Here is a 20,691-nt window from a genome sequence, read left to right as displayed (position 1 = left end):
GAGCTATAATGGAACAAACATTTTAGACAAAACAAAAAGGGGCTGTAACTAAACTTGTTATATAAGTTGTTACGCCCCCTTTTTTGTTCGGAATTATTTTAAGGATTGTTTATATAATATGCTGAATAATCTTCATTCTTTAAGCAGATGTAATTTAATTTTAGAAATCAAAATTTAAGTTGTAACCTCTAATTGTAGGAATATTAGAAAAATCAACGATCTGGTGATATAGTTAAACTAGTCTCATTTCGAACTGTAAAGTAATATTGCATCAATCTTAAGGGAGTACAGAAGAAAAAGGAGTGTCTGAATTTCAGTGGAGAATAAACAGTCCTTGGGAAAATCAGGCGAAGAATTTGCTGCGCGTTTAGTAACAGAATCGGGGTTGTACATAATTCAAAAAAATTATCGTTGTCCTAAAGGAGAAATGGATATTATAGCTCGAGATGGTAAAATATTGGTATTTATTGAGGTGCGCACTCGACGGTCTGCCTTTAGAGGATGGGGAGAGGAAAGTATAACGCCTCAAAAGGCACAACGCTTGCAAGCAATTGCCTCGTACTATGTGATGCAACAGGGGTATACAAGCTGGCCAGGGCTAAGATTTGATGTGGTTGCGATACGGTGGATTGATAAAAAAACTGAGGTAAAATGGATTAAAGCGGCATTATAAATAATCTTTAGTCTTTCATCACAAATTAGTCATGATTGAATGGTAAACTTATTTCAGCGAGATGATTTATGCGATTTTTCCAAAAAACAAATTCAGAGTGGTCATAGGGGGGAAGAAATTGGATCCGATTTTAATTGTAGATGATGAAGAGAAAATCAGGAAGTTAGTTCGTTTGTACCTAGAAAAGGAAGGTTTTGAAGTTGAGGAAGCTGAGGATGGGCGTGTCGCTTTGGAAAAGTTTCGGGCGGGACAATTTTCACTTCTAATCGTGGATCTTATGATGCCTGATATCGACGGTTGGCGTGTTTGTCGCGACATTCGTGAGAGTTCAGCGCTGCCGATTATTATGTTGACGGCACGTGGGGAAGAGTTTGATCGTGTCTTGGGTCTCGAATTAGGTGCAGATGATTATTTAGTTAAACCATTTAGTACTAAAGAATTAGTTGCTCGAGTTAAAGCTCTTTTGCGTCGTTCCACAGGTCAACTTCATCCGGTAACTACGGAGATAACGGCCGGGAAACTCTGTATCGACAAAGAGCGACATCGTGTTAGCATTGGTGATGAAGTTATTAATTTAACTCCGCTGGAATTCGATCTACTATATTTTTTAGCGAAGAATCGAGGGCGAGTTTTCACACGAGAACAGCTAATGGAAACCGTTTGGGGCTATGATTTTTATGGAGATGCTCGTACGGTGGATACGCATGTCAAAAAGTTACGAGAGAAACTAACTCCTCCAGATATTAAGGGAATGTTAGTTACCGTATGGGGTGTGGGATATAAATTTGATCCCGATCTAGTGCATTAATGAATACAAAAGTGCGTAATTCATGGTCGATTTCAATAAAACTGTGGTTAGCTATGACGCTCCTGATTCTTGCTGTTCTGGGAGGGTTAGGGCTCACGATTACTTGGCTATTTGGGGATTTTTATCTGCAACAGAAGTTGGATTCGCTTAAGACTGAGGCGACAGAAATATCAACTCAATTGGCGGCTATTCCAAGTTGGAGTGAACGGTTAAGCCTATTAGCAACGTTTAAGTTAACTTCTGGGACGCAATTAGTACTACTTGATCCACAAGGAAATATTTTAGTGATAGCGGGTTCAAGCTCTCATACACCTCAAGTTCTGCAAGGCGGTATAGGAAGAGACCTTGGAGGACTTATTGGAGGGTGGTCGCGGAACTTGCGACCATCTGACTTTTTTACGGATCAGGATTTGGCGCTTGTTCTGTCTGGACAAACTATTAGGATTAATGCCTCACAGGTTAACAGTGGTGGACAGACAATGTTACTTGCTGCCACGCCTGTCGGTACAAAACCGGTCCAAGGAGTTGTGTTATTGGGGAGCTCTCCCATACCAATTCAGGAGAGTATAGCGACATTTCGTTGGCTTATTCTCTACGCTTCATTAATTGCTGTTTTTTTGGCCACGGTGGTAAGTCTAATTTTTGCAAGACAGGTCACGAGGCCCCTTGCGTTAATGCAGCGAGGAGCGACGCGCATGGCAAACGGAGACTTTCTCCCCATTCAAGGAGTGACGAGTCAAGATGAGATCGGAGAGTTGGCCGAGTCTCTGAATTCTATGGGAGAAAGTTTGAAAAACCACATGGAATGGCTTTCACAGGAGAAAAATCTGCTTCAAGGGATAGTGGAAAGCATCAGTGATGCCGTTATCATGTTGAATTGCGATGGATTAATTCTTTATGCAAATGATTCTGCTAAAGCATTATGGCAAGAAAATGAAACGGATCTTCAGGAACGAAAGACCCAAATTGTTAACTTCCTTCAAACAATGACCCAAAATACTGGTCAGATTGAAAACTATGCAACGATTACTCTGGGAATTCAGATTTTGCAAGTGGTTATGGCTCCTATGGCGGAGACTGAGAGGATTCGCGGCCATGTTGCAGTCCTGCGCGATGTAACAGCGTCTTTGCGGGCGGAAAAAGCACGACGCGAGTTTTTGGCGAGTGTCACGCATGAGCTTAGGACCCCACTTCACCTAATTCAAGGGTACTTGGAGGCAATTCAGGACGACGTGATACCGGAACATCAACAAGGTGAACACATTGAATTAGTCTTGGAAGAAGCCAAACGCTTAGCTCGTTTAGTTAAGGATCTACAAGATATTAATTGGCTCGAACGTGGACAAAGTATGCAACGAGTTTCTATTGACCTGGAAGGCTTCATGAGTGATTTGGAGCAACGTTTTCAAGGTCGAGCACAGGAGTTGGGTATAAATCTGGAGATTTCGCAAGGGTCAGGCGAAATATTTGCGGATCCTGATCGGCTCTTACAAGTCTTTATAAATTTATTAGACAATGCAATGAGTCATACTCAATGCGGAAAAACTGTCCGAGTTTTTCTTGAGGAAGAAGCAAATCAGGTTCAATTTGCTGTCCAAGACGAAGGGGAAGGGATCCCCAAAGAAGCTTTGCCCTACATCTTTGATCGTTTCTTCAGGGTCAATAAAGCAAGGTGTCGAAAAGATGGTGGAATGGGCTTAGGTCTAGCAATAGTGCGACAGATTGTAGAAGCACACGGAGGGCAGATAAAAGTTGAAAGCGATATGGGAATAGGAACGATTTTCCGGATAACTCTTCCACGTGATTCGATAATTAGTTGCTAGAACAATTAATCCATATTTTGATTAATATGGAAGGAATATAGAGCGTTGCAGCGAACATTCTAACCTATGGGAGGGGATGGAATGTTCGCAGCAGTATATGGAATGACAGTTATTGGGTTGCAAGCTCACTTAATTCGTGTTGAAGTTGACGTGTCGAACGGTCTGCCAAGTTTTGAGATTGTCGGGTTGGCCACGACGGCGGTGAGAGAGGCCAGAGACAGAGTTCGCTCAGCAATTCGAAACTCTGGTTACCAATTCCCCTTACAACGCGTAACCGTAAATTTGGCACCCGCTGATCTACGCAAAGCTGGATCTGGTCTCGATTTGCCGATTGCGATAGGGATTTTGGCTGCGACAGAACAATGCTTATGCTCTACCCTTATTCATTATGTTTTCACCGGCGAATTATCCTTGGAGGGGATACTTCGTCCAGTACCGGGGGTATTGACAATGGCTATCGGATTAGTCCGAGAGCATAATAAACATTCAGCGGGGGAGAGCGTCGCTGAATGTTTATGTCTGATTGTTCCTCCCGATAATTTAGCTGAAGCTCGTCTTGTGACCGGTCTCGAAGCGCATAGCATCTCTACATTGAGGAGAATTACTCAGGCACTTGAAAAAACGAGCGACTTTGAAGATGAAATGTTAGCTCAACATCCTCAGTCTCAAGTATATAATAGCAGCCAAGTGGATTGGACCGATATTCATGGCCAACAACATGCCAAAAGAGCTTTGGAGATCGCAGCGGCGGGCGGTCACAATGTTGTTTTGGTTGGGCCTCCAGGATCAGGTAAGACCCTTCTGGCCAAGGCATATTCAGGTATACTTCCCCAATTAAGCGAGCAGGAAAGTATAGAAGTTACGCAGCTCTACAGCGTTTGTGGGTTACTAAATTGTAATGGTTCCCTGGTTCAACATCGTCCTTTTCGCAGTCCTCACCATACTATTACTAAGGTGGGTATGATTGGAGGAGGGCGTGATTTGCGTCCGGGTGAATTAAGTCTTGCTAATTATGGTGTCTTGTTTTTGGATGAGTTACCAGAGTTTGCTCGAGAAGTTTTAGAGTGTCTCCGTCAACCATTGGAAGATCGAGAATTGACGATAACTCGTCAATCAGGCAGTATTACCTATCCCGCTCATGTCAGTGTCATTGCCAGTATGAACCCTTGTCCGTGTGGTTTTTTCGGCGATCAGGGACGAGCGTGCCATTGCACACCTATGCAAATTCAAAATTATCGAGGAAGAATTTCTGGCCCGCTTTTAGATCGTTTTGATATGCATATCGAGGTTCCAAGGCTGAACTACTCGGAGTTAAAGAACAGCAATGACAAAGTTCCCTCCAGTGTGGTTAGGGAACGAGTGATGGCAGCCCGTCGGAGACAATGGGCTCGATTAGGATCAGGCAAAACCAATGCAGAAATGACAGCTAAAGAAACGAAAAAATATGGTAAGTTGACTTCAAATGGAGAGTCGCTGTTACAAAGGATATTTGATAGCCAACATCTTAGTGCCCGCGCTCATGATCGAATTTTAAGGGTTGCGCGCACGATTGCTGATCTAGATGGTTCTTCGGATATTCTTCCAGAGCATCTGGCTGAAGCAATACAATTTCGTGCTTTGGATAAACGGTTACAGATATAATCTTAAAGAAGATGAACCTCGGAGGACCGGGGTTCATTTTTTGTGACTAATGCACTAGTGACTGCAACATTTGACCAAATTAATAATACCAATAAATATAAATTGAGCAAATCAAAGAAGGAATATATTGGAAAATAAAGAATATATAGTACTTGTAGACAGTGTTGTTAAAATGGTTTTCTATATTTCTTTAATTTACTGACTAAAGAGAGGGGATGGATTAACTGGTCTGAGTTTACGAAACGTTGTTTAGTTGATTGTATTCTTCTAGAGTAGCCTACTAACAAGGTCAAGGTGAGAAAGGATCGATGAAAATTGTTGAGGAAAATACGTGTTTTGAATAGTTTAGTTGTTTTTATGTTCCTTATACAATTTGCAGTTTATCCTGCAAATGTTTTTGGAACAGAAAACGAAACAAAAGTCGTTGGCTCTACTCCAGCTAAAATTACAATTACGACAGATCAAGCTGTTCAGCTGGTCAAAGATAACTTTACGATTCCGACAAAATACACACGACTGTCCACAGGATATAACGATTATAACAATCGGGCGACCTATTCACTCAATTGGAATTCAGTCGACCAACCAAGCGGGAGTTTTAATGCTCAGGTGGATGCTACAACTGGAGAAATCATCAATATAAGCCAATGGGAAGGACCGTTTCAGTCGGCATTTAGACTGCCTGTTTTATCTGAAGGGGAAGCTGAGAAAATATCTACTGCTTTGGTCACTAAATTAGTTAGCAAACATCAAACGGAAATACAACTTGTAAAAGATGAGCAACAAGGTTTTGTATTAGATAATGCTCAACCTTTTACCTACAATTTTCACTGGATTCGCCTTGTCAATGGTATTCCTTTTCCCGGCAATGGTCTGAACGTTGGTGTCAGTGGAGATGATGGGTCGATCAGAAATTACAACTTGAATTGGACTGAGGATCTCGTTTTTCCTGAGGCAAAGAACGTTATATTACCAGAAAAAGCTCTTCAGGTTTTTATGGGCGCACCGATGCTCGAATTGCAGTATTACATACCTCAAATGATGGACCCTCAAAGCCAAGCCCCTCAACGTGCGCTTCTAGTGTATCAGTTGTCTAATAAATACTGCGGAGGAGCTATCGATGCTCTGAGTGGGAAACCGGTGACTCTTGATGCACAGGAGGGGGCTTATCAAACTATGGTAGCAGCAAGTACTGTTTCCACAGGAATACCCACGGAAGCGATGTCTCCAGAAATCACAACGCCCGGTCACAATACTTCAGAGGCTACCCAAATATCTAGAGATGAAGCAGTCGAGATAGTTAAGAAAATGGTTAACATACCGAGTGATCTCGTCTTGCGAGGTTCTAACCTGAATCCAGATTGGCAAAACCCTAATGAACAAGTCTGGAATTTAGATTGGAATAATCAGCCTAGTGATATGGGCGAATTTAGCTTTATAAATGCCCGTGTGAATGCCGAAACAGGAGATTTTGTCGGTTTTGGCATGTCAAGTCCAGCAAACTCAGGAGACAAGTCTAATCCACTTAGTCGTGCAAGTGCGCAAAAATTAGCCGAGGGCTTTCTCCAACGCGTACAGCCAGATCGATTTAAGCTTGCTAAATTGGACACCGAGAACTTCTCTGGAGGAGAAACATCTGAAAATATTCAGAATTTCCATTATGTAAGGTTGGTTAATGGTCTTCCTGTTTCACGCAATGGAATGGATCTAACTGTCGATGCAGTCACAAAACATGTAATTAATTTTAATCTAAACTGGTCAGATCTAAATTTTTCAAGCCCTTTGAATGTGCTCTCTCTTAATCAAGCGACAGAACAGTTTTTACACATACGTCCGCTGGTGTTGAATTACTCTCAAATTTTTCATCAAAACGGACAACAGGAAGTTCGACTAGTCTATCAACCTAATACAGACAGCAATATGTACATTTCTGGAATGTTGGATGCGCAAACTGGTGAACCAGTGGATTGGTATGGAAAATCACTATCTCAATGGGCTATCCCTCATCACTATACGGATATTCAGGGGAATTTCGCGGAAAAAGAAATAAGTATTATGGGCCTTGCTGGAGCATTCGGGGAATATGGTGATACCTTCCATCCGAATGAAAAACTCACAGTTGGTTCGCTCTTGCGGGCTATGTTAATCGCAGGAGGAGATGGTCGCGATCGAGATCTAAGTGATGAAGATATTCTGAAGATTGCCAAAGATCGTAACTGGCTTCAGGAGGACTTGAAACTAGGTTCTTATATAAACAGAGCATCTCTGTCTAAATTTATGATTCGATTGATCAATATGGAGGCATCCGCTCAGATTAAAGGAATTTATAATGTTCCATTTGTTGATGCTAAGACAATTAAATCTGATTCATTAGGTTACATTGCTTTGGCTTGGGGACTGGGGATTCTAAGTATTGAGGGAGATTACGTGCAGCCGGATAAGACGGTAACAAGAGCAGAAGCCGCTTACGCTTTAGTTCATACCTATGCGGTAGAGCTTCCAAAGAATTACTATATAAAATAGTAACATGCTCTGTTCTATTTAATAGGAATCATCTTAAAAAGTAAATTCAAAATCGATTGGGTAACCGATTATTGAGGTTGTTTAGTTGTGAGAAAATTGTGAATGACTGAGTAATAATCTTAAATTTTGTTAAAAAATATAAATAGTTAAGAAAATATAAGAAAGACCGCGATGTCGGTCTTTCTTATATTTTCTTAACTATTTTGTAACTATTATTAAGAACTTTGTAAAAAAAACTGAGTTATAAAGTGTAATGTAGAAGTATCACGATTCAAGTCATTTTAGAAGTTGAGAGAAGACGCAGAGAAAAAGGAGAGAGAGCATGTCTAGAATGAAATTAGTAAGCACTACGATATTTACGGTGTGCTTTGTAAGTTTTAGTGCCTTGCTTGTCGGAGGATTTCCGTATTGGAGCATGGCTACACAACCAATAATTCTGCAGTACGATTCGTTGGCGTTGAGTAAGGATCTAAAGACTATGCCCGCCAGTCCAACAGCCTCAAATCAGGGAAGGGATACGGCTCGAAATCTAGCACAATCTAATGATGGGGAGTCTTTAACAATAGAATCTTCATCTCAAACTGGCAAAGACCAGTTGTTACCTGAAGGGACTCAAACTCGTTTAGAGGAAACTCAGACTCAAGCAAAGGAATCCCAAACATCAGAGAGAACCAAGACCCAAAATGAAGGGGCTCAGTCGCAATCCCCTATGTCCCAATCTTCAGTCGCGAGTTCATCGTCTCCGGTTGAGAAATCTGAGATGCAAACGACCAAGACTCAATCAAAAACAGGGCTACAAGTCCCGAGGATGTCTGTGGATTTGTTGCCTACTCCGTCTCCAGGATCTCCGGGAACGCCTATTCATTCCTATTACGATGCTGCAGGAAATCCGCCTACTGCACCGGGCTTAGCTATGCGTCCACGTCAATTCCAGCCTGAACCTGAGAAAATGGCTTATTTGACCTTTGACGATGGCCCATACCCCAGCACAACTCCCAAAATTCTTGCTATTTTAGCAAAAGAAAATGTTAAAGCCACGTTCTTTGATGTTGGTCGGCAAGTTGAACTTAATCCGGATTTATTAAAGGCAGAATATTTACAGGGGAATGCGATTGGTAACCATACTTATTCCCATATTATGGACGAAGTGTATAAGGGGCCAGAGGCATTTTTATCTGATGTGAAGAAAGCAGAGGATATAATTTATAATACTCTTGGAATTCGTCCGCAAATAATCCGTGCCCCTGGTGGAACCGTAGGTCATTTTAATATTAACTATTTTAATGCGGTAGATGAAGCAGGCTATCTAATGGAGGACTGGAACATTGACTCAGGGGATACTGATGCCAGTTTAGTACCGGAAAATCTGTTAATCCATAATGTTGAACAACAAACTCAAGGGAAAACCCGGGTGGTTATTTTGATGCATGATCTTGCTGGTAAAAATACGACAATTCAAGCGCTCCCGACTATTATTGGCATGTTAAAAAAACAAGGTTTTACATTTGGAGTTTTGGGCCCTCATGTTCGGCCTATTGTCTTTCCTGAGGGCTTGCATAATTAAGGTAACAGAAAAGTTTACCTAAGACGCCTTAGTTGGTTTACAATAAAGAGGTAGGAATAAATATAACCTGTAATGCCCAATAAATGGAGTGATCTGATGAACGAGAAAAAGGTAAAAATACTAGTCGTTGAAGATGAAGAATCAATCCGACGCTTTATAACACTCAACCTTAGTGCTGCAGGATACCAGGTAGGTGAAGCCGCTACTGGAGAAGAAGCTATCGCTATGCTTAAGCGGTTCATCCCTGAGCTGGTAGTGCTTGATCTTATGTTACCAGGCATTAGTGGGCTGGAAGTCTGCCAACAGATCAGGGAAACTATGCCTGAAACGTTGGTAATTATGCTGACCGCAAAGGGGCAGGATACCGATAAAATTCTTGGATTGGAACTTGGTGCGGATGATTATATGGTAAAACCGTTTAATCCTTTTGAACTCATTGCCCGAATAAAGGCAGTACTCCGGCGCAAGGCGGGACTTAAGGAAACAAAACAGGTACTTAGTTATCGAGAATTGTATTTGGATGTTACTGCCAATAAGTTTTTTAAGAATGATATCGAGATTGAGCTAACTCCTACGGAATTTGCTTTATTGAAGATGTTTATGGAGAATCCTGAGAAGGCTCTAAAGCGTAATGAAATGTTAAATGCTGTCTGGGGGGAAGATTATTTTGGTGATACTAAAACGTTGGATGTGCATATTCGGCGCTTGAGGGAAAAAATTGAGGCCAATCCATCTCAACCAAACTATATTAAAACAGTTTGGGGTTCTGGGTATCGATGGCAACAGGAGTCTTAAATGAAAGGTATTAGAGCAAGACTGACTGCTAATTTTATGGTCGTCATTATCATCACAGTTACGATACTTGAGGTACTGCTTATTTATACGGTTCGGCAAAATTATTATGGCAGTTTGGAAGGCAGTCTCACAAACCAGATCAAGATTTCAGCTGTTTTGTATGCTAAGTATTTTTCGGACACCTCTCTGCAGGAAAACGTTCTTTATAATGTTGATGCTTTCTGGAATCAAAGTAATGCTGAAGTCGAGATTGTAGATAAAGATGGCCACATTGTGATGGACTCGCTGGGTGTGATCCCAGCGGGAAATGTAGACGTTAATGATATCCAAGATGCCTTAAATGGTAAAACTGGGAGATGGATTGGAACATTAAATGGCCAAAAGGTTATGGCAGTTGCTTATCCTTTAACAGCCAATAATCAAATAGTGGGGGCTTTACGTTTTATCACTTCTTTGAGTGCCGTTGATCAGGATATACAAAATACAGCGTATATTTTTATTTCCATAGGTTTAGTGGTAGTTTTTATTGTTGGCTTCATAAGCATCTTTTTAGCCAATACAATTATTGTACCTTTGAAGGAAGTAACTGAGGTGGCTCAAGAAATGGCAACAGGCAATTTTAAGGCCCGGAGTCAGAAAACTCATGATGATGAGATCGGCAAGCTTTCAGATACGCTGAACTATATGGCTGATGAAATTGTAAAAAAAGAACAGTTAAAAAATGATTTTATTTCGTCGGTTTCGCATGAGCTACGAACTCCACTGACATCAATTATGGGCTGGGCGATTACTTTACAAAACGAAAAATTCCAGCAGAAAGAGATGCTTAATGACGGTCTAGGCATTATTGCCAAAGAAAGTGAACGGTTAACTCATATGGTGGAAGAACTATTGGATTTTTCCAAGTTTGTCTCTGGCCGAATCAAGCTGCAAAACGAAGAGATCAACATGGTCAATCTTATGGAATATATCCACAAACAACTAACCCCAAGGGCAGTGCGAGAAAATGTCAATTTTACCGTCCAATACCCGGAAAATTTGCCATCCCTAATCACAGATTCCAATCGGCTAAAGCAGTTATTCATTAATATTTTGGACAATGCTTTCAACTTTACGTCTGCGGGTGGCTGGATTACGTTTAATGTTGAGATTCTAAATGAAGGGTTTATATTTACGATTAAGGATACTGGATGCGGAATAGCAGATGAAGAGCTACCTATGGTTAAAGAAAAATTTTATAAAGGGAAAAGTTCACGCTCCAAAAATGGAATCGGGCTATCAATTTGCGAGGAGATTGTTAATTTAATGGGTGGTAAGTTGGAAATCACCAGTGAGGTTAATCAAGGGACAGTCGTTGTCATTAACTTAATTAAAGGGGCGAGTTCCTGTGGTTAGGATCTATAAGGTGTTGATTGTCAGTCTCACACTTCTCTTGCTCAGTGGCTGTACCAATCTTTCCTGGACAACAGCGGGTAAAATCATCCCACCGCTTAAAAACGTCTGCGCACTGGAAGGGAAATGGACGGTAATCCAAGACTTGAAGAGCAGTGGGAACTCTAGCGAGGATAATCAGAACTGGGTAGGTGAGAGTGCTCAATTTACACAGAACGCAGCCATGTTGGGTGATTATGTCTGGAGTAAGCCTACCTATAAGATAAAAAAGGTTAATTCTACAGATTATTTAATGACTAAATATCTAAATCTATCAAGCACCTTAGTGCCTGATAGTGAAGAGGTTGATGTCATTACTGTTTCTGCAGCAGAGAATTTCTTGGGCGAATTTATGAAAATTGATGATTCTAAGGTTATAGGCTTTATCCAGAACAATGCGCTCTACCTCCAAAAAGTTTCGGATCAGGTGGATAATTCTTTAGCAACGGCCAACCCCAATGAATTTAATACAAACGATCAGAGCATGCCGGGAACATCAGGTGTTCTGGTAGGACTTAGAGTACCGTCAGAGACAGATAGCAACAGCGAACATGAGAATAACTTCAAGTATCAGACATTATGGATAGCAGCGGACAATAAAAAGTTGCGTTCGATTTTAACGGGTAATAATATTTTCTTCCCGCGTAGTAGTGGCTTTTGGGAGCTTCAGGTGCGTAATGCCCTGAATGGAACAAAAATAGAAAATGAATTATCAGCTCACGATGTTACAACCAAGATACCAGTTAAGCAAGAACGGGTTATGGGAATCAATCAGAAAATAGTTGATAAAGGAACTTTTATTAAAACAATTGATTATGTTGGCAATGATTACGTGGCTATAGAAAACGATTCAAGTCACATTAAGCATTTGCAGGTACTACCCGTGGATAAAATCTCTGCATCAAGTGGAATCAAGCTGTCAGATTTACTGGGGACCAACGGGTTAACTGCTTATAGAAGCGCCAGAGCCCGGCCCCTCCGAGTTTTAAGCAATGAAGGGATTACCTTGGTGGATGAGGATGAATTTGAAGAGAATTTTGGGCTCACCCGAAAAAATGGGCATTGGTACCTCCAAGGAAGAATTAACTATCATAACGAAGGTGAACTTCACTATATGGACTATAACGTTAATCTGATTCCTCCAGCTAAATTGATTTATTATGATACATTGTGCTTGAGTTGGCAGAACATTAAAGACCGAATTCCAGACGCTATGGATGCTTTTACCTCGCCCAATCGTGATATTGCACTGGTTATAACAAAAAGTAAGCTATATGTCTACGGAATCAGTGCTGATTTACTGGATAGTGAGCCATTGGCTAAAATCGACATGAACATTGGAGAAACAGTGGTTATGGCAGAGTGGGCCACAGGATCTTATGTCGATAATTGGGAGAAAGCATTTCTTGCCAACGGTGCTAAAGTTATGTCTTATGATAATGAGAAATGACCTCTAGTGTTAATGCACTATTTTAAATACAAATTCTGGGGAGGAAGGTATTCATTAATGGACTTTGATTTTTTTGTAACGGCCTCCTTCTTTTCAATCTTAGGGTATGGGCTTTGTTATATTACTGTGGCACAAAAAAAGGAAATAGCAACAAATAATCGATGTCAAGTCAACGGTAGCATTGCTGGCCCTAAGATCGTTGAAGCTATGGATCGTGAGGCAATAGAAATTAATCCGTTAAATAATGAAACAATGTGTGTTTAAGGAGTTTGGAAGCCAATTCTGTATGTTACGAACTCAGAGGTGTAATAAAGAAGAATATGGACGAATGACAACTTGCAAAGTAAAAATGGGTTGTCAGTAAAAATGAGGAAAAATACGGTCCTTGGTTGTTTGATATGAACCGGATAGACTCTTTGTGATGCTGCCGGATGAATATTGAATATGGGTCGGGAAGGCACAGTCACTTACCAGCGTTCATGTGCATAATTATGAGGAATATTGGAATTACTAGCGAGGTTGGTTAAATCACCTAGCACAAGGGGAATAGGGTTTAAACAGGGAGGGACTTCAGATCCACCCACGAATACCTTTAAGCAGGGAGGGACTTCAGATCCTCCCACGAATACCTTTAAGCAGGGAGGGACTTCAGATCCTCCCACGAATACCTTTAAGCAGGGAGGAAGAAAATGACCGAACGGGAAAAACAGATTGCAGAAGCTATTCTAGCCTCAGTGGGACTTGAGTCTTTGCAAAAATCTGATGGCATTTCGCCGGATGAGGCTAACGATACATTTACTATATCAACGATTTCAAGGGGTGCCTAAGATGCAAAAAGCTTGGTGGAAAGAGGGTACAGTTTATCAGATTTATCCACGTAGTTTTCTGGATAGCAATGCTGATGGGATCGGGGATTTAAAGGGAATCATCCAAAAGCTCGATTATCTGCAGTTACTTGGGGTGAACATTATTTGGCTTAGTCCAGTGTATAAGTCGCCGTATTATGATAACGGATATGACATTAGTGACTATTACAAAATAATGGACGGATTTGGCACAATGGAGGACTGGGAAGAGTTATTAAATGAAGTTCATCAACGAGGTATGAAGTTGATCATGGATCTTGTAATTAACCACACTTCTGATGAACATCCTTGGTTCGTGGCTTCTCGTTCTTCGCTAGATAATCCTTACAGAAACTATTACATTTGGCGAAAAGGTCAAGACAATGGCAGGGAACCAAATAACTGGGCTTCGGAATTTGGAGGCTCGGCCTGGGAATATGATCCAATGACGGGAGAATACTATCTCCATCTATTCTCCGATAGACAGCCGGACCTCAACTGGGAGAACAAAGCGTTACGTCATGATGTTTATGATATGATGACCTGGTGGTTAAAAAAAGGAATAGATGGTTTCAGGATGGATGTTATTAATCTTATTTCCAAGGCTGAAGGACTGCCCGATGCCTCCGGATCTAAAGAGGGGCCTTATCAGTGGGGAAGAGATTATTACCGTAATGGACCGCGTCTACACTATTTCCTACGGGAGATGTATGCAAAGGTTCTCTCAAAGTTTGATATTATGACAGTGGGTGAGACTCCGGGTGTGAATTGTGAAAAGGCTGAGCTTTTGGTCGGTGAAGACCGTCATGAACTTAGTATGGTGTTTCTGTTCGAACTATTAGAACTGGACTACGGCGACGGAGATAAATGGAAAATAGTACCTTGGAAACTTTGTGATTTCAAAAGGATTATTAGTGATTGGCAAGATTTTCTTGAAGGAATTGGTTGGAATAGTCTATTCCTCAATAATCATGACCAACCGCGTGCGGTATCCCGCTTTGGAAATGACGATACTTTTCGGGTCCGGTCTGCCAAAATGCTGGCAACAATGCTTCATACTTTGCAAGGAACTCCGTATATTTACCAAGGTGAAGAGATTGGGATGACTAACGTCAAATTCCCGGATATCTCATATTACCGGGATATTGATACACTCAATTTTTATAAAGAAGCCATTGCTTCGGGAATGAAGATTGAGCAAGTTATGGACATAATACATGAGCGCAGCCGGGACAATGCACGTACACCTATGCAATGGAACAACTCAGAACATGCAGGTTTTACGGCGGGTAAACCATGGATTAATTTAAATCCTAATTATCCTGAGGTTAATGTCGAAGACAATTTAGCAAACCCGGACTCGGTTTTTCACTATTATCGTCAACTTATTAAGCTTAGAAAAGAAAAAGCTGTTCTCATTTATGGGGATTACCGTCTCCTATGTCCAAATGATGAACATCTCTATGTATATTTACGTATTCCCAAATTAAGAAGAGTTCCTGGCTGTGGAAAAAAGAAACTCGCAGAAATACAAAAGGCTGAAAAGGACATTTTCGAGAATAACAGCGAAGAGAAGATACTTGTCATTCTTAATTTCTCTGCAGAAGTTAAGTGCTTAAATCTCTCTGAAGATATAAGATACCAAGAGAGTCAATTATTGATCAGCAACTACAGTAGCACAAATTTCGCATTAGAAATAGAGGTTAGACCATTCGAAGCTAGTGTTTTTTCTTTGAGCTAATGGTTTTAGAGTAAGGTAGTATATCTAAAATGTATTTCAGTAATGATCCTGAATATTCAATTAAATAGGCCGAGCAAAATAAATATTGCTCGGCTCTTAAAGTGAGATTCAGTCCACATTGTTACATAGGGTTGTTCCCGGGGAGTTTACGTTCTGCCATTTCAATGGCCATTTTCACCATGTTGCCACAGTCTCTTGAAGAAACTCCTCCAAATCCTTCTTGGCGAAGGGTCCCCGCAAAACCTAATTCCTGAGCAATTTGTTCCTTCAACTCGTAAGACATGATGCTTTTACGTCGTCTTGACATGAGAATCCTCCTTCCCATTGGACAGTTTCTTTCAACAACACTGTTGATGAAAGTGATATTAGTATAGCTTGATGTCGAAGATAGTATGTGTGAAAAGAACTCGAATTTTCTTGGTAAAGTAGGAATGAGTAACCATAAAATTATTATTGCGATATTCCTAAAAATTGAACAGGACTATTTTGGGCAGAAGAAATAAGATACCACAGGATAATTAATTCGAGATTTGTTTATGATGAAGTCAAGTAATAATTTTATAATTAACTTTACCCCAATAAGGAGAATTTATTAACTCTGTTCAAAAAAGAACAGAGTTTTTTTGTCTTTGTTAGGGAAGTCTTTAATGTCGTGGTTGTATTAATAAATCTTTTCATGTTCACACTAAGTCGGGGAGGAATGTTAAATGCATACGTTATGGAAGGGATCAATCAGTTTTGGTTTGGTTAATGTTCCGGTAAAAATGCATGCGGCTACAGAATCTAAGGAATTTAAGTTTAATTATCTTCATAAAGACTGCCACCACAGGATTCGTTCGATCAAGAAATGCCCATCCTGCGATCTGGAAGTTGAAGCTGCAGATTTAATTAAGGGATATGAATACGATAAAGATCAATATGTTGTTTTAAATGATGAGGATCTTGCTGCGCTGGAACAACCTATGAGTCGCTCAATTGATATTCTTGATTTTATTGATTTAAAAGAGATTGACCCCATATATTATCAAAAATCATATTATTTATCCCCTGAAGAAACTGCCCAGAAGGCTTATCGTTTACTATGTCAGGCGATGGAGGAGAGTGGGAAAGTCGCCTTGGCACGGGTAACTATGCGTTCCAAACAGCATTTGGCATGTCTGCGGGTTTTTGAACAAGGCCTTGTGATGGAAACGATGTATTATCCGCAGGAAATCCGCCATATGGATACGGTCTGGGAGCGGGTTGTTCCGACAGAAACAGAATTGACAATGGCTCGTCAATTAATTGATAATTTAGCGCGTCCCTTTGATCCTGAAAAATATCACGATGAGTTACATGAACAAATGGCGGAATTAATCGAAAGCAGAGTAGCCGGTCAGAACTTTAAAGTGGAGGCTCCGGAAAAAGGAAGAAAAGTAGTCGATCTTATGGAAGCCCTGCAGGCAAGTATTGCGCTGACGGAAAAAGAAAAAGGTAAACTAGCGACTACTGAAGCATCAAACGCGGACAAGCCAGTGTTATCAGAAGCTCCAAAAGCACCAGTTGAGAGTGTAACGTCAGACGAAGATCAACCCAGCGCTGAGAAGCCGAAATCTACCTTGATCCCTCGAAAACGGACAACCAAACGGGCCAAAGGAGCATAGAGGTGAGCACAATTTCCCATCAAAGTTATGGAGCCAATACGAGTTGAAAAACTTTAGACGGCTCTAAGCTTTGGCAAGGGATTGAGAAGCTTGGCTTGGAGGGAATTGTGGCTAAAGACCAATCCTCGTGCGTTCTTTCAGAGACGGGCTAAATAAGGTTGGAGATCTTAGTACGGTGATGATACAAACCAATGATTTTTCCCGATACTGCACTATTTCACCTAAAACAAGAATATTCGACAATTCTCTACGCAGGAGATGCATCCTTTTGTCCCGAAAAGGAGGGCAAGGGAGGGCATATGCATGGGGATAGAAAAGGAAAAGATTATTCGAGCGGCTTTCCGCACGATTAAAGGTGTTGGAAGTCAACATTTACGGCAGCTTATTGCTCACTTCGGTAGTGCAGTAAAAGCATGGGAGGCTCCACAAAGCAGCTATCTTCAAGTTGCTAATCAGGAAAAATGGATTAGAGAAATTTTAAAGGTAAGAAAAGACATTGAACCTCGGGAGATTGGAACGGCACTGAGTCAACAGGGAATTATGCTGATCACGCCGGATGAAAGTAATTATCCCCATCTATTACTTGAGCTGGCGGGGGCACCCCCTCTGCTCTATTATCGGGGGCATCTTCGAGGTGATGCAGAGGTGTTAGCTTTTGTAGGCTCACGCCAAGCGACCACTTATGGTAAATCTGCAGCACGAGTCTTGGCGCGTGACGCTGCAGCTAAAGGGATTGTCATTGCCAGTGGTCTCGCCAGAGGGATTGATACTGCTGCTCATCAAGGCGCTCTCGACAGTCAGGGGACGACTTGGGCTTTTCTTGGCTGTGGTCTTGACCGAATTTATCCTTTGGAAAACCAGCGCCTAGCTGAAGATATTTTAGAAAAAGGCGCTTTAATTAGTGAGTTTACGCCCGGTACTCCACCGAATGCGTTGCATTTTCCTGCGCGTAATCGATTGATTAGCGGGTGTTCTTATGGGGTTGTGGTCGTGGAAGCAGCGGAAAGAAGCGGAGCTTTGATCACAGTTGATTTTGCTTTGGAACAAGGACGAGAAGTATTTGCAGTCCCAGGGCCGATCTTTAGTCCGGTGAGCCGGGGGCCTCATCATTTAATACGTCAGGGAGCAAAAATAGTGGAAAGGATCGAAGATATTTGTAATGAGCTACCGGCATGGTCCAAATATGCGACCCAAATTTCATTTAACAAAGAACTTTTACCTAAAGAAACGGTGCATCCTGCCGAATTGGATCATCTGTCAATTCTACAGCGGTTAAGTGATGTCCCTCTGCATATTGATCAAATTGCTATCCATTCAACATTGCCAGTGTCTATCCTTTCACTGGCCTTATTGGAACTGCAATTAGGAGGAAAAGTCACACAATTACCAGGTCAACATTATGTATTAGCCCGAGAGTGCTAGACATACTATGAAAAAGACGTTAAGATAGGGCTTAGTTTTACCAACGTTCAACCAATATGCTTAGAATAATTGAAATTGGAAATAAGTGTAATATCAGGAATGATACAAACTTTATCCTTAACTCTTGGTCTTCTTTAATAATTCGAGTTCGAACTTCGCGCATCGCGCCTCGAACTTCGAGTAAGTGTGTCTTTAAGTTTATTTGAGGTGAATTTATGTCTAAAACGCTAGTAATTGTAGAGTCGCCCGCCAAGGCGAAGTCAATCAGTAAATTTCTGGGAAGCCGTTACACGGTTAAAGCTTCAATGGGGCATCTACGGGATCTGCCGAAAAGTCAATTGGGTGTTGACTTAGAACACGACTTCGAACCAAAATATATTGCGATTCGCGGGCGAGGAGATTTAATCAAAGATTTACGAGCAGCGGCTAAAGGGGCAGATAAAGTGTTCTTGGCTTCTGACCCAGACCGTGAGGGAGAAGCTATAGCTTGGCATCTTTCCCATTTGTTGAGACTTAACTCGGGTGATAAGAATCGAATTGAATTTCATGAGATTACCAAAGGGGCAATACAGGCGGCTATAAAGCATCCTCGACAGATTGATATGGATCGGGTGGATGCCCAGCAAGCCCGTCGAGTTTTGGATCGTTTAGTCGGTTATCAGTTAAGCCCTTTGCTCTGGCGGAAAATTAAGAAAGGGTTAAGCGCAGGCCGAGTTCAATCCGTAGCTGTACGCTTAATTGACGATCGAGAAGAGCAAATTAGGGCTTTTGTTTCGGAAGAGTATTGGAGTGTAACAGCTAATCTTCAAGCGGCCGGAGGAAAATTTTTGGCCAAGATGTTAAAGAAATCTGGGCAAAAAGTTGCTATTTCCTCGAAAGCGGAAATGGAAATCATTCTAGGAGATATCGCTGGGAAAGATTTTCATGTTTCCGATGTCCGTACGAAAGAAAAGAAAAAGCTCCCTGCACCGCCCTTCATAACAAGTAGCTTGCAGCAAGAAGCCCATCGCAAATTGAGTTTTTCGCCGAAGCGCACGATGATGTTAGCACAGCAATTGTATGAGGGTCTTGACCTAGGTAAAGAAGGAACCGTCGGTTTAATCACTTACATGCGTACAGATTCGGTCAAGATTGCCGAAACTGCCCAGGATGAGGCTAAAGAATGGATTCTGTCACACTATGGGAACGATTATTATCCTCCTGAACCTCGCCAATTCGCAAATAAAGGGCGAGCGCAGGAAGCGCATGAAGCGATCCGCCCGACACTGCCCTTACGGACTCCGGATTTGTTAAAGGGTATTTTGTCACGAGATCAGTTACGATTATATCGGTTGATTTGGGAGCGCTTTATTGCGAGTCAGATGAGTGTAGCAATCACGGATACCTTGACGGTCGATGTCGTGGTGGGTGACTACTTATTTCGGGCGAATGCCACGACGGTCCGTTTTTCTGGATTTTTAGCTGTGTATGAAGAAGGAAAAGATGATGAGGAGACTGTTGATGAGGAACAGAATTCATTGACACTTTCAGTTTCTCCGGGAGAAATACTTAAGCTTGTCAAAATTCAAGAGAAACAACATTTCACTGAACCGCCGCCTCGATTTACGGAAGCCTCTCTCGTTCGTAAAATGGAGGAAGAAGGTATTGGAAGACCGAGTACATATGCACCAACTATTGAAACAATTCAAACTCGAGGTTATGTAGTTAAAGAGGAGAAACAACTCCTTCCTACAGAACTTGGAGACATCGTGATAACCTTACTTAAAGAATATTTTCCGGATATTTTAAATTTGGAGTTCACGGCTAACTTGGAAGAGAAGCTTGATCTAATTGAGGAAGGTAGCGCACCGTGGAAGTCTGTGGTTAAAGACTATTACACGCCATTCTCAGTGACCTTAGCCTATGCTGAAGAGCAGATTGGCAAGGTTAAAATTGAGGATCAAGTCTCCGAAGAAATTTGTGACCTATGTGGACGGAATATGGTGATCAAGATGGGACGTTATGGTAAATTTTTAGCGTGTCCTGGATTTCCAGACTGTCGAAATACAAAACCACTGCTTGAAGAAGTGGGTGCGAATTGCCCAAAATGCACGAAACCACTTGTGATCCGTCGCTCAAAAAAGGGGCGTAAATTTTACGGCTGCAGTGCATATCCAGATTGTGATTTTGTATCTTGGGAAATGCCAGCTCCTGAACCATGCCCAGAGTGTCAGCAGTTAATGGTGATTAAATCTTCAAAACGACAAAAAAAATATGTATGTACAAATCCGGAATGCCGTTATACAAAAATGATTGAAGAAAGCTAGATTTTGGCTGAACGGATTCTATTGAG

16 protein-coding genes are annotated in these 20,691 nt (G+C 41.4%); 15 read left to right on the top strand and 1 reads right to left on the bottom strand.

From position 1 onward, the window contains the following. The first annotated feature begins 316 nt into the window (after positions 1–316). From DOT_RS19255 to DOT_RS19200, 12 genes are all read left to right on the top strand, one after another. On the top strand, positions 317–673 hold the full coding sequence (locus DOT_RS19255; protein ID WP_009622407.1) for a YraN family protein: 357 nt from the start codon (positions 317–319) through the stop codon (positions 671–673). Between the two features lie 118 nt (positions 674–791). Beyond that, positions 792–1,481, top strand: a complete 690-nt coding sequence (locus DOT_RS19250; protein WP_009622405.1) for a response regulator transcription factor — start codon at positions 792–794, stop codon at positions 1,479–1,481. Further along, the gene (locus DOT_RS19245) at positions 1,481–3,304 is read left to right on the top strand and encodes an ATP-binding protein (protein WP_040412945.1); all 1,824 of its coding nucleotides are present in this window, start codon (positions 1,481–1,483) and stop codon (positions 3,302–3,304) included. The genes DOT_RS19250 and DOT_RS19245 overlap by 1 nt, the downstream gene beginning before the upstream one ends. An 81-nt stretch (positions 3,305–3,385) precedes the next feature. Then, a complete protein-coding gene (locus tag DOT_RS19240) occupies positions 3,386–4,945 on the top strand; it encodes a YifB family Mg chelatase-like AAA ATPase (RefSeq protein ID WP_009622401.1) in 1,560 nt (519 codons plus the stop codon). 336 nt (positions 4,946–5,281) lie between these two features. Next, on the top strand, positions 5,282–7,468 hold the full coding sequence (locus tag DOT_RS19235; protein WP_009622398.1) for a YcdB/YcdC domain-containing protein: 2,187 nt from the start codon (positions 5,282–5,284) through the stop codon (positions 7,466–7,468). A 322-nt stretch (positions 7,469–7,790) separates the two neighbouring features. Then, positions 7,791–9,032: a polysaccharide deacetylase family protein gene (locus DOT_RS19230; RefSeq protein ID WP_009622395.1), complete on the top strand. Its 1,242-nt coding sequence runs from the start codon at positions 7,791–7,793 to the stop codon at positions 9,030–9,032. 96 nt (positions 9,033–9,128) lie between these two features. After that, entirely contained in the window at positions 9,129–9,827 is a 699-nt protein-coding gene (locus tag DOT_RS19225; RefSeq protein WP_040412941.1) for a response regulator transcription factor, read from the top strand. Next, positions 9,828–11,222, top strand: coding sequence for a HAMP domain-containing sensor histidine kinase (locus DOT_RS19220; RefSeq protein WP_009622392.1), 1,395 nt, complete (start codon positions 9,828–9,830; stop codon positions 11,220–11,222). Continuing rightward, complete coding sequence (locus DOT_RS19215) at positions 11,215–12,708, top strand: hypothetical protein (protein WP_009622390.1); 1,494 nt, start codon at positions 11,215–11,217, stop codon at positions 12,706–12,708. The genes DOT_RS19220 and DOT_RS19215 overlap by 8 nt, the downstream gene beginning before the upstream one ends. A gap of 57 nt (positions 12,709–12,765) precedes the next feature. Continuing rightward, on the top strand, positions 12,766–12,972 hold the full coding sequence (locus DOT_RS19210) for a hypothetical protein (protein ID WP_009622388.1): 207 nt from the start codon (positions 12,766–12,768) through the stop codon (positions 12,970–12,972). 425 nt (positions 12,973–13,397) lie between these two features. Continuing rightward, positions 13,398–13,535, top strand: a complete 138-nt coding sequence (locus DOT_RS30675; protein WP_009622384.1) for a hypothetical protein — start codon at positions 13,398–13,400, stop codon at positions 13,533–13,535. 1 nt (position 13,536) lies between these two features. Continuing rightward, positions 13,537–15,294, top strand: a complete 1,758-nt coding sequence (locus DOT_RS19200; protein ID WP_009622382.1) for an alpha-glucosidase — start codon at positions 13,537–13,539, stop codon at positions 15,292–15,294. Between the two features lie 121 nt (positions 15,295–15,415). On the opposite strand, the gene DOT_RS19195 is transcribed toward DOT_RS19200, so the two are convergent. Further along, the gene (locus DOT_RS19195) at positions 15,416–15,601 is read right to left on the bottom strand and encodes a small, acid-soluble spore protein, alpha/beta type (RefSeq protein ID WP_009622380.1); all 186 of its coding nucleotides are present in this window, start codon (positions 15,599–15,601) and stop codon (positions 15,416–15,418) included. Positions 15,602–16,001: 400 nt separating this feature from the next. Here DOT_RS19195 and DOT_RS19190 point away from each other — a divergent pair, with 400 nt between their 5' ends. The 3 genes from DOT_RS19190 (at position 16,002) to topA (ending at position 20,665) form a co-directional block, all read left to right on the top strand. Further along, a complete protein-coding gene (locus DOT_RS19190) occupies positions 16,002–16,937 on the top strand; it encodes a Ku protein (RefSeq protein WP_009622378.1) in 936 nt (311 codons plus the stop codon). A 303-nt stretch (positions 16,938–17,240) separates the two neighbouring features. After that, a complete protein-coding gene (dprA, locus tag DOT_RS19185; RefSeq protein WP_009622376.1) occupies positions 17,241–18,359 on the top strand; it encodes a DNA-processing protein DprA in 1,119 nt (372 codons plus the stop codon). 215 nt (positions 18,360–18,574) lie between these two features. Beyond that, a complete protein-coding gene (topA, locus tag DOT_RS19180) occupies positions 18,575–20,665 on the top strand; it encodes a type I DNA topoisomerase (protein ID WP_009622375.1) in 2,091 nt (696 codons plus the stop codon). Positions 20,666–20,691 lie beyond the last annotated feature (26 nt).

The sequence above is a fragment of the Desulfosporosinus sp. OT genome, from assembly GCF_000224515.1.
In the GTDB taxonomy this organism is placed as follows: domain Bacteria; phylum Bacillota; class Desulfitobacteriia; order Desulfitobacteriales; family Desulfitobacteriaceae; genus Desulfosporosinus.
The sequence above is the reverse complement of the archived record's forward strand: the minus strand, read 5'-3'. Positions and strand labels throughout refer to the sequence as shown.